Consider the following 10,632-nt stretch of genomic DNA (forward strand, 5'->3'; position numbering starts at 1 on the left):
CGGAGTTGATGGTCTCGACCGCCTTGGCATTGACGTCCACGCCCAGCACCTGGTGTCCCTTGGTGGCCAGCATGGAAGCAGTGGGCAGACCAATGTAGCCCAGGCCCATGACAACGATTTTCTGCAGTTCTCTTGCCATTTCATTTCCCTCGTGATTGCGTGTTCAAAACCAGTTGGACGATACGGCCGACAGCTTTCCCGTCACCGTAGGGATTGTGTGCTCGTGACATGGTGGCGTAGGCCTGTTCATCGGTGAGCAGGCGCCGCGCCTCGGCCACGATCTTCTCGCGGGACGTGCCGACCAGTTTGACGGTTCCTGCCTCCACGGCCTCGGGGCGCTCGGTGGTGTCGCGCATCACCAGCACCGGTTTGCCCAATGAGGGCGCTTCTTCCTGGATGCCGCCGGAATCGGTGACGATGATGTGCGCCCGGTCCATCAGGTAGACGAAGGGCAGATAGTCCACCGGATCGATGAGGTGGACGTTGGCCAGGCCGCGCGCGGCGAGGATGTCGTTGACCGGCTGGCGCACGTTGGGGTTGAGGTGAACCGGGTAAAGCACCTGCACGTCGGCATGTTCAGCGGCGATGTCGGCCAGCGCGTTGCAGATGTTCTGGAAGCCTTCGCCGAAGTTCTCGCGCCGGTGGCCGGTGACCAGCACCAGGCGTCGCGAGGGATCGAGGAAGCTGAAGCGTTGGGCGAATTCGGCCTGCAGGGTCTGGTCGTTGCGCAGCTTGTCCACCACGGCCAGCAGCGCGTCGATGACGGTATTGCCCGTCACATGGATCGTGTCCGCGGCCACGCCTTCGCGCAGCAGGTTGGCCTGCGAGGCCGGGGTGGGGGCGAAGTGGATGTCGGCCAATGCTCCGGTGAGCTTGCGGTTCATTTCCTCCGGAAACGGTGCATGTTTGTTACCGGTGCGCAGGCCAGCTTCGACGTGGCCGACCGCGATGCGCGAGTAGTACGCCGCCAGGCTGGTGGCCAGGGTGGTGGTGGTGTCGCCGTGCACGAGCACCAGGTCCGGCTGCTCCTGCTGAAAAACCGCCTTGAGCCCGTGAAGGATGTTACCGGTGATGTCGAACAGGTCCTGCCCCGGCTTCATGATGTTGAGATCGTGCTCGGGCACGATGTCGAACAGGCGCAGCACCTGATCCAGCATCTCGCGGTGCTGGGCGGTGACACACACAACGGTCTGCAGGTCGGGATTGGCCTGCAGACCTTTGACCAGCGGAGCCATCTTGATGGCTTCAGGACGGGTCCCGAAAACGAGCATGACTTTCATGATGCGATCGTGTTGTGGTCCGCGAGCGGACCGGGTTCAAAAAGTTGGGTGTAACGGTCGACCATGGACTTGAGGCCGTATTGGGTTTCAACCATACGCCTTGCTTTATGACCGGCCTGTATGGCCAGCCCTTTTTCTGCAAAACAGTGCAGCAGTGCATTGACCAGCGCGTCGACGTCCTCGGATGGGACCAGCCATCCGCTCACGCCGTGTTCAATCAGCCTGGGGGTACCGCCCACGGCTGTGGCAATGACGGGCAAGGCCGTCGCCATGGCCTCCTGCAGCGTGCACGAGGTCCCTTCCGCCTGCGAGGGCAGCACGAACACCCCGAGCGTGCGGAGGACGTCGGCCACGTCGGCTCTGGCACCCGGTAGCCAGGCCAGATGCAGGAGGTTGGCGTCGCGCAGGATGCGTTCCACCTCAGCACGAAGAGGACCTTCGCCGACGATGACCAGCCTGGCATGGCCGGCCATGTCGGGGTACCGCTGCAGGAGTTTGACGAAAGCATGGGCCAGCAGCGGCTGGTTCTTGACAGTCTGCAGTCGCCCGACCGTTCCGACCATCCAGTGCTGACGGGGGTCAAACGGGCAACCGACCACCGCCGACACATCACCCGTAGAGGGTGTAAAGGTCTCGGTGTCCACGCCGTTTTCGATCAAGGTCCGGCGACGGGCCGGAACGCCGATGCGAACGTCCAGGTACCGGTCTAGGTCGTCAGAAACAGAAACGTAGCGAGAGACGAAGGGGCGGTACAGCTTGCGTATCCGCTGGTACTTCACCCGCTCGCCACGGGGGTCATGGGCATCCCATCCATGCTCGGCATGGACACGCAACGGCACCCCGGCCAGCCATGCCAGGGGCACGATCTCCAGGCCGGCAAGATTGCAGGTGTGCACCACATCGGGGGACAGCTCGCGCAGGGTTCTGAAGATTTTGGGATAGAGCGGTATGGCATGCCCCGGCTGCTTGTCCAGGGCCATGAACCGCACGTTGTCCGTGTGAATGCGGTTCTTGAAGTCACTGATGGTGGTGAGCGACATGACCGTGTGCTCGTACCGCTGGGGTGGCAACCGGTTGATCAGCTGGACGATGACGTTTTCCAGCCCTCCGATGGAAAAGCTGTACACCACGTGCACGATGTGTCTGCGACGCGATGTGGCCTTCATGCCGAATCCAGCGACGCGGACTGGCGCAAAAATGCGTCGAACATCACCAGCGTCCACAGGGCGGTGGAATGATCGTGCCGTCCGCCCAGGTGCTCGTCCACCAGGCGGCCGATGGTGGGCCGGTGAAAGTACCCGGTGTCGGCCATGCGGTCGCTGAGCACGGATTCCCGCATGCGTCCGGCCAGCGGCCCGCGCAACCAGCTGGCCAGCGGCACCGAGAAGCCCATCTTGGGCCGGTAGAGCACGTCGTGCGGCAGCAGCGGCTCGAAGGCTTTCTTGAAGACCGCCTTGCCCTCCCCTGCCCGCAGCTTGTGTCCGCTGGGCAGCGTGGCGAGCCACTCGATCAATTGATGGTCCATCAGCGGCTCACGCACCTCCAGCGAATGGGCCATGCTGGCGCGATCCACCTTGGTGTTGATGTCACCAACCAGCCAGGTCTTGTAGTCGAGGTACTGCACCAGCGACAGCGGGTCGTGCGTGCGGGCGCGCGCCGCGTGTTCGCGGAACAGGTCCAGTGCGCGATAGCTGCCCAGCTGGTTTTTGAAGGCGGCCGAGTACAGCGATTCGCGCAGGGGGGTGCGCACGTGCGAAACACTGTGGCAATAGGCCTGCACCGCATCCATGGCCATGGCCTGGAAGGTGGTTTTGGCGCGCAAGGGGCGCGGCGCCCAGTCGGCCTTGGGGTACAGGGCCGCCAGGGTGCCGAACAGGGGACGGCGCAACCCCAGCGGCAGGCGTTGGCGGACCATTTCCTCGCCCATGTGCATGCGGTAGCGACGGTAGCCAGCAAAGCTTTCGTCGCCTCCGTCACCGCTGAGGGCCACCGTCACATGGTGCCGTGCGATCTGGCAGACGCGGTAGGTGGGGATGGCCGAACTGTCGGCATACGGCTCGTCGTAGAGACGTGCCAGGGTGTCGATGAGGCCGAAGTCGTCGCTGCCGACCACCTCCAGTCGATGGTCGGTGTGGTAACGGTCGGCCACCTGCTGGGCAAAGGCCGATTCGTTGAACTTGGGGTCGTCAAAGCCGATGGCACAGGTGCGGACAGGCTCGTTGCTGAGCCCCGCCATGGTGGCCACCACGGCACTGGAATCGACACCACCGGACAGAAAGGCGCCCAACGGCACGTCCGCGATCATGCGAAGGCGCACGGCGTCGCGCACGCGCTCGCGTACCTCGGCCTGGGCGTCCTCAAAGCTGATGGGGTTGTCGCCTGTGAACTGCACGTCCCAGTACGGCGCGGGCGACGGCAACTGGTCCATGCCGCGGCGCAGCGTCAACGTGTGCGCGGGGGGCAGCTTGTGGGCACCGGAGTAAATGCAGCGCGGATCGGCCACGTAGCCGAGCGCGAAGAACTCTTCCACGGCCAGCGGGTCGATGCGGCGTTGGAAACCTGGGTGCGCTGTCAGGACCTTGAGCTCGGAGCCGAAGATGAACGTGCCGTCGGGCAGCAGCGCGTAGTGCATGGGCTTGACCCCCATGCGGTCGCGCGCGAGGAACAGGGTCTGCCGGGGCCGGTCCCAAAGGGCAAAGGCGAACATGCCACGCAGGTGGTGCACGCAGTCTGGCCCCCAGGCCTGCCAGGCCTGGACGATGACTTCGGTGTCGCTCTGGGTGCGAAAGACGTGGCCCTTGGCCTGGAGTTCGGCCCGCAGGGCCTGGAAGTTGTAGATCTCGCCGTTGAAGACGATGCCCACCTGACCGTCGACCGAGAACAGCGGCTGCTGACCGGTAGCCAGATCGATGACCGACAGGCGCCGGTGCCCCAGGGCCAGACCCGGCTCCAGGTGGATGTCGTCTTCATCAGGACCGCGGTGGGCTTGCACGTTGTTGATGCGCCGGGCCACATCGGCGTCAAAGGGACGCACGCCGCGCAGATCGAACAGGCCGGAAATGCCGCACATGGTCAGCGCCCTTGCTGGGTGGTTTGCAGCGCTGTGCGCAGCGGTGCTGCTTGGCTCTGCAGAAAGTCCCCGAGCAACCGATCGGCGTCAGCGACCCGGTCGACCTCAGGCAAACGGTCGTTCAACACGGTGGACAGCACGATGATCGCTGCGTCGTCGCCCTGCCCTTGCATCAGCTGCTGCGCGCCCAGCAGCTTGGCTCGAATGTCACTGGCGATGAAGCGGTTGCCCACCCAGTAGAAACGCCAGACGCGCAGACGCGTGCCATCGGACGTGAGGCTGGCTGAGCGGTCACGAAGCATCGCTGTCTGCACCACCAGCGGCTGACCATCCGCCTGCGCACTGTGCGATCCACTTTGAACCTGTGCCCAGTGATCGTCATGGCTGATCACCAGAGCATTGCTGGACGAAACCAGTTTGCGATCACGGTTTTGCTGGCGGTAGTAGCTGATGCCCAGGTCCACCAGCCGGCCATCCGTCATGCGGAACGTGAGCTTGCTTTGATGGGAAGGGTTCTGGAAAGCGGGTACCCAGGCGCTGGCGTGCGGTGACTGCGCCTGCCAGGGCGGTGCAGCGACCAAGTCGACCACCCTCGGTGGCGCCGGGTTGATACTGGCCTGCAGGCCGCGCAGCAGCAGGTGCGGCGCCACCAGCAGGAGCAAGGCACCTGCCGCCGTCCACCACAACGCCGGTTGTGTGGTGCGTGCCACATGCGACGGGGATGGCACGATGGGGGGATCGGGTTCGATGGGATCCGCCCAGCGGGCACCGATGAACAACATGGCCAGAATCACCATGCCGAAAAACACCCAGCCGTAGATGAGGTGATCGACGCCGGTCGCCAGTTCGTTGCCGGAAAGGTGGCCGATCATCACGATGAGATAGGCCCGCATCCAGTTGGCCAGCAGCGGCACGAGCAAGGCCACCAGCATGAACAGCCAACGCTTGCGCAAGCTGTTGTAGCTGAGGTAAGCGAACAGGCAGCCCACCATGAGAGACGCAATGAGGTAGCGGATGCCGCTGCACGCCTCCACCACCGACCAGTTGCCCGTCGGGATGACAAATTGCAGCCCCTCCCGGTACACCGGGATGCCACTCATGCGCAAGGCCAGCACCGTGAAGTCGGCCGTGCGCTCCATGAGCCAGGGCAACATGAAGTCACCCATGGGCACGGCGAAGAACAGGAAGCCCAGCGGGAACATCAGTTGCCGGGAGATCGCTGTCCCGAAGACGGCCACGAAGCTCATCACCACCATGGCCATCAGAGCCGGATGAACCAAAGCATTCACGGCCACCAGGTCCCCCAGCAACCAGACAAGAGAGACCAGCAGCATGCCCAGAAGCGCCAGATGGCTGGGAACGGGAAGCAGTCCTGCCCATCGCCCCCTGGCCCGCCACGCAAGCCATATCGAGATCAACGGCACCACGTATCCATGGGCGTAGGTGTCCGACTTGGACCACAGTTCGGTCAGGCTGGCAAAACCATCACGAAAGAGCAGCAACTGTCCAACCAACAGCACCACCCACGAGGTGAAGGCCACGCGCCAACTGGTCGCCGCAGCAGCGCCCGCCCGGTGCTTCTGTACGCGATCATTCATGGGTTCGCCCCCTCCCGGATCACCTGCAAACTGCGGTGCAGCGGTGCAAGTTGGTCTGCCCAACTGAACCGGGTCAGGACCGTTTCACGGGCACGTTCAGAGAGCATCTTTTTGTACCGAGCCTGCGTCAGAAGCAGGCCAACCTGCCGAATCCAACCGTCGATGCCATTGGCCACCAGAACCCCGCCATGCTCCGAGGTTTCGATGGCCTCAGCGCAGGCGGCCGAGGTCACCACGGGTTGCCCCATCGACAGGGACTCCAGAATCTTGTTGGGCAACCCAGGTGACACGCGCAACGGCGCCACCACCGCGGCGGCATGCTGCAGGAAGGGCCGCACGTCAGGTACGGTCCCCGAGACGCGCACGCCCGACCGCTCAAGCGACTGGACCTCGGAGGTCGGGTTCCTGCCGACCGCATGGAAAACCGCCTGAGGGTGGAGCTGCCGCAGAGCAGGCATGACCTCTGCAGCGAACCACCGGACGGCATCGACATTGGGCCAATAGTCCATGGTGCCGACGAAGACAATGGCTTGTTCGTCCGAACGAAACGGCGACGCGTGAGGCTGCTCAGGGCTGAAAAACTGGGCATCGACACCATTGCCCATCACCGCCACACGCCCCCGGGACTCGGGTGCAAGGGTTTCGAAAAGGCGGGTCTCCCGGGGTGTCACCAGAAGCGATTGGCGTGCGGTCGCCACCATGCGACGCTCGTGCCGGAACAGGAGTCTGGATTCACGCCGAAGAACCCAGGACATGGGCCAGTTCGTCGCACCGGCAATGCGCCGCCACTTCTGGGAGTCGACGTCAACCAGATCAAGGACGAAACCGGGATGCGAAGCCCCGTGCGGTTGCATATAGGCGGCCATGGGCGAGGACACGACCACGCAGGCATCGATCGCATGCTGTTGCAGTGTGCGTCGTACCCACTGGCGCATGCCACTGGAGCTGTAGTGGCAGACCGACAACGGTTTGTGTTGCACAAGGCCACGGAGCGCCCGTAGCTTGGCCCACGGATGTCTCAAGCGCTCCAGGTGCAGATCCGCACACATCGCCGCCAACGCCGGGACGTGCTCTTCGTCAGCAGGATCGTCCAGAAAGGTGCCCAAAAAAACCTCGTGTTGGCTCCGCAACTGCTCCAGCACGTGGAACGACCGCACTTTGTCGCCCTTGTTGGGCGGAAAAGGCATGCGGTGAACGAGATACATCACTTTGCCCATACCGTCCTTGGCCTGTTTTGGACAAGGCACGGGCCGGCAGCAGATGCCTGAAGCGCATGGGTGTTCATCACAGGACAGGTTGCCCGGAGCGGGCATCCGGCAAGAAGATTGCATCCATGCGCCCCCACCGGAAATCTTTCAGAAGTCGGGCCAATTTGCGCTCGTTGCGGTCAATGTTCACGTAGTGACGGAAACGCGCTTTCGCATCGGCACCGGCTACGCGTGGCTGATCTGCGTCGATTTCCCAGGGATGGAAATAGAAGATGGCCGACTGCCCATCGCGCGCGTTGACCTGCTGCAGCATCCAGCGGGACACGCTGTAGGGCAGCAGGCGGAAGAAGCCTCCGCCGCTGGAGGGCAGGTTGCGGTCAAAGAGACGCAAGGTGGACGGTGGCACTTCGACAAGACCAGGTCGCACTTCGTGGGCGAACCGGGGTGCATCGGGCATGCCATAGTGGTCGTGCTTGACCGGGTAGATGCTTGAGCTGTAGCGGTAACCGGCTTTGACCAGGGTATCCAACGCCCACAGATTGCCGGTGCCAATGGAGAAGCTGGGCGCGCGGTAGCCCTGCACGGGCTGGCCACCGATGTCTTCGAGGATGTCCTTGGCACGCTGAACATCGTCGAAAAACTCGACCTCGGTGAGGTCGCTGGCGCGTTGATGACCATAGCCGTGGCTGGCCAATTCGTGACCCTGGTCCACGATGCGACGAACCATGCCCGGGTAGCGCTCGGCGACCCAGCCCAGCGTGAAGAAGGTGGCATGCGTCTGGTGCTCGGCCAGCAAGGCCAGGATGCGGTCGACATTGCGCTCGACGCGGCATTCGCGCTGATCCCATTCATCACGGCGGATGTAGGGCGCGAAAGCGGAAACCTGGAAGTAGTCCTCGACGTCGATGGTCAGGGCGTTGGTGATGCGGCTGGAACCCATGTTGTGGTCTGCCTCAACGGTCCGACGGTGGTTCTTCAGGTCCGGCACGCAGGCGCCCAGACGACGAGAAGCGCCGCAGCACATCGAGCAATTCCAGCCCCAGGCGCTCCTGGCGCAGCATGCTGCGTTCGATGCGCAGCAGCCGGTCACTCAGCTGCATGGCCGACATCTGGGTGAGCTGGCGCCCCAGGTCGTCGGTCAGCAACGGATCGATGGCGCCCATGCCGCTGTCGCCAAAGTCCATCAGCGGTGCGGGCCGGGAAACCGGCTGCCCGGGCAGGTTGGCCCAGGGGTCGCCAGCAGGCTGTGGATGGGTCTCAGGCACCGCGTTCTCTGCCTGCATTTCCACAATGACTTCATTGACGTCGTCGACCGAAAAGTGGGTGGACTCGGCCAGATACCCCTGCAACAGCAGCCGATCGCACAAGGTGTTGATACGGCGTGGAATGCCACCACAGAACTGGTGAATGATGTGGAACACCGCCGCATCGAAGGTCGGCTTGTCGGTCGCACCGGCGCACTGGAGCCGGTGTTCGATGTATGCACGGGTGTCTTCCTCGTCCAGGGGACCCAGGTGACAGCGCGCTGTGACGCGCTGGCGCAACTGCAACATGCCCGGGCCTTGCAGGATGTCGCGGAATTCAGGCTGACCGACCAGGAACGTCTGCAACAGGGCCTGGTCACCAAACTGGAAGTTGGAGAGCATGCGCAGCTCTTCCACCGCCAGCGGCTGCAGGTTCTGCGCTTCGTCCACGATCAGCAGGCAACGCTTGCCCTGTGTGGTCTGGGTGATGAAAAAGGCCTCCAACGCCATGAGCAGATCGGCCTTGCCAGACCCGCGCACCGGCACACCAAACGCTCCGCACACCAGCTTGAGCGCGTCCTCGGCGCCCAACTGGGTGCTGACGAGATGTGCCGCGACCACGCTGTTGTTGTCCAGGCTGTCGAGCAGGTCGCGCACGATGGTGGTTTTGCCGGCCCCGACCTCGCCGGTGATGACGATGAAACCCTCGCCTCGCATCACGCCGTACACCAGGTACGAACGCGCGCGGCGGTGCGGCTTGCTGCTGAAATAGAACTGGGGGTCGGGATTGAGCTGAAAGGGTTTTCTGCTCAGCCCATAGAAAGCTTCGTACATGGGTCAGAACCGGTGATTGACCAAGCCCGCAATGGACGTCTCGCGATAAGGGCTGGTCGGGCTGTCCTGCACGGTGCGACGCAACTGAACACTGCCCGAGGTGCGCAAGGCCAGTTGTGTGTTCAGGCGCAGGGTCAGGCTTTTGTTGGTGGTCTTCTGGCTCACCAGACTGCCTTCGTTACGCTGCAGGCTCCAGTCGGCGCTGAGCGAGGAGCGTGGCGTCAGGCGGTGGCCCACGGAAAGCCCCAGCGCCTGTTGCAGCACGAAGTCGCTGCTGTCGAAATCGTCGCCCAGTGAAATGATCGACTGCAAGCGGCTGGTCCGACTGCGGCTGAACGTCGCGGTCACCACTGTGCGGCGACCTTGCACGATGGCCGAGAGGCTTTGTGTGCGGGCCAACGTGGCCGACGAAGCCAGAAAACGCTGGAACACTTCGGTGTCGCCCGCAAGACCCAGCGCCAGCAGGTCGGCCTGAACCAGCTGCGCGCGTTTGATCGGGTCGGTCTCTGTGGTGAGGTAGTAGGCGTCCAGCAAGTCGGACAAGGTGCCGACCGAGGCTGTGGCCGCTTGCGTCGGACTGTTGCTGACATCGCGGGCGCCGCGCAGTCGCCAGAGGGTGCGGCCCGTGCGGTACTCCCACTGCAGGTTGTGCGAGTGGCCAAAGTAGCGCTTTTGCAAATCCAGCGAGAGACGACTGCGGGGAGACGGGCGCCAGTCCGCACCGATGCCAGCGATGCCATACGACTCGCGCTGCAAGCTGAGCACGTCGTTGCGCTCGACACCGGCCAAGGCCGTCAGCATCCACTGCGGCGTGAGGGCGTAATTCAAGTTGAAACGAGCGCTGTCCGAGCGGGTCTCGCGGTCGAGCGAGTAGTCCGTGGTGCCAGATTGCGCCTGGAACGACCAACCGAAAGGCCCGCTGAGCGCGCCCTTCAGGAGCAAGGACAGCTCCTGTGACTGGCTGTCGGAGCGCCCTGACTGCCGGGTGTCAGAGCCGGCCATGGACTAGCGCAACTCGTAGTCGGCAGCGCCGACCAAGCGCCCCTTGACGTAAGGCGAAAAACGGTAACTGAAGGTCTCTGAACGGTTGTTGTCTGAAATGCCGCTTCCACCATTCGGACCAAAGGCGGTGATGGTTTCGTCGCTGATCACAGCAGAAGCGTCGACGTAAGCGCGACCGTCCCACAGTTCAACGCTGCCCAGCGCGTTGAGGGCGTGGCCCAGGCTGTCGTCGCTGGTGCCCTGGAAGTGGTGCATCGCGCGCAGGGAATAGTCCAGCGATCCTTTGATCCGCGCACCGTTGGCCACCACCCGAACACCTGGGCTGACCTCGATGACCTGCTCGCTGCGTGCATCCTGAGTGAGCGATCCGTTGCTGCTGAGCGTGGCGCCAGTGGA

Annotated in this window: 9 protein-coding genes and 1 pseudogene; all 10 read right to left on the minus strand. The window is 63.5% G+C overall.

From position 1 onward, the window contains the following. Window positions 1-139: NAD(P)-binding domain-containing protein (locus ACR2JA_RS13435; protein WP_434009592.1), on the minus strand; the 139-nt coding region annotated here is incomplete at its 3' end. Window position 140: 1 nt separating this feature from the next. Then, a complete protein-coding gene (wecB, locus tag ACR2JA_RS13440; protein ID WP_434009584.1) occupies window positions 141-1,280 on the minus strand; it encodes a non-hydrolyzing UDP-N-acetylglucosamine 2-epimerase in 1,140 nt (379 codons plus the stop codon). Continuing rightward, complete coding sequence (locus tag ACR2JA_RS13445; protein WP_434009585.1) at window positions 1,277-2,446, minus strand: TIGR03088 family PEP-CTERM/XrtA system glycosyltransferase; 1,170 nt, start codon at window positions 2,444-2,446, stop codon at window positions 1,277-1,279. Before ACR2JA_RS13445 ends, wecB begins: the two co-directional genes overlap by 4 nt. After that, entirely contained in the window at window positions 2,443-4,350 is a 1,908-nt protein-coding gene (locus ACR2JA_RS13450) for an XrtA/PEP-CTERM system amidotransferase (protein ID WP_434009586.1), read from the minus strand. The genes ACR2JA_RS13445 and ACR2JA_RS13450 overlap by 4 nt, the downstream gene beginning before the upstream one ends. 2 nt (window positions 4,351-4,352) lie before the next feature. Continuing rightward, complete coding sequence (xrtA, locus tag ACR2JA_RS13455; protein ID WP_434009587.1) at window positions 4,353-5,948, minus strand: exosortase A; 1,596 nt, start codon at window positions 5,946-5,948, stop codon at window positions 4,353-4,355. Beyond that, window positions 5,945-7,165, minus strand: coding sequence for a TIGR03087 family PEP-CTERM/XrtA system glycosyltransferase (locus ACR2JA_RS13460; protein ID WP_434009588.1), 1,221 nt, complete (start codon window positions 7,163-7,165; stop codon window positions 5,945-5,947). Before ACR2JA_RS13460 ends, xrtA begins: the two co-directional genes overlap by 4 nt. Before the next feature lie 67 nt (window positions 7,166-7,232). Further along, on the minus strand, window positions 7,233-8,096 hold the full coding sequence (locus tag ACR2JA_RS13465; protein WP_434009589.1) for an XrtA system polysaccharide deacetylase: 864 nt from the start codon (window positions 8,094-8,096) through the stop codon (window positions 7,233-7,235). 13 nt (window positions 8,097-8,109) lie between these two features. Continuing rightward, a complete protein-coding gene (locus tag ACR2JA_RS13470) occupies window positions 8,110-9,234 on the minus strand; it encodes an XrtA/PEP-CTERM system-associated ATPase (protein ID WP_434009590.1) in 1,125 nt (374 codons plus the stop codon). Window positions 9,235-9,237: 3 nt separating this feature from the next. After that, on the minus strand, window positions 9,238-10,236 hold the full coding sequence (locus ACR2JA_RS13475) for a TIGR03016 family PEP-CTERM system-associated outer membrane protein (protein ID WP_434009591.1): 999 nt from the start codon (window positions 10,234-10,236) through the stop codon (window positions 9,238-9,240). Between the two features lie 3 nt (window positions 10,237-10,239). Beyond that, window positions 10,240-10,632: pseudogene (locus ACR2JA_RS13480) on the minus strand (TIGR03016 family PEP-CTERM system-associated outer membrane protein); the annotation flags it as partial.

Source organism: Hydrogenophaga sp. (assembly GCF_051007235.1).
Classification (GTDB): domain Bacteria; phylum Pseudomonadota; class Gammaproteobacteria; order Burkholderiales; family Burkholderiaceae_C; genus Hydrogenophaga.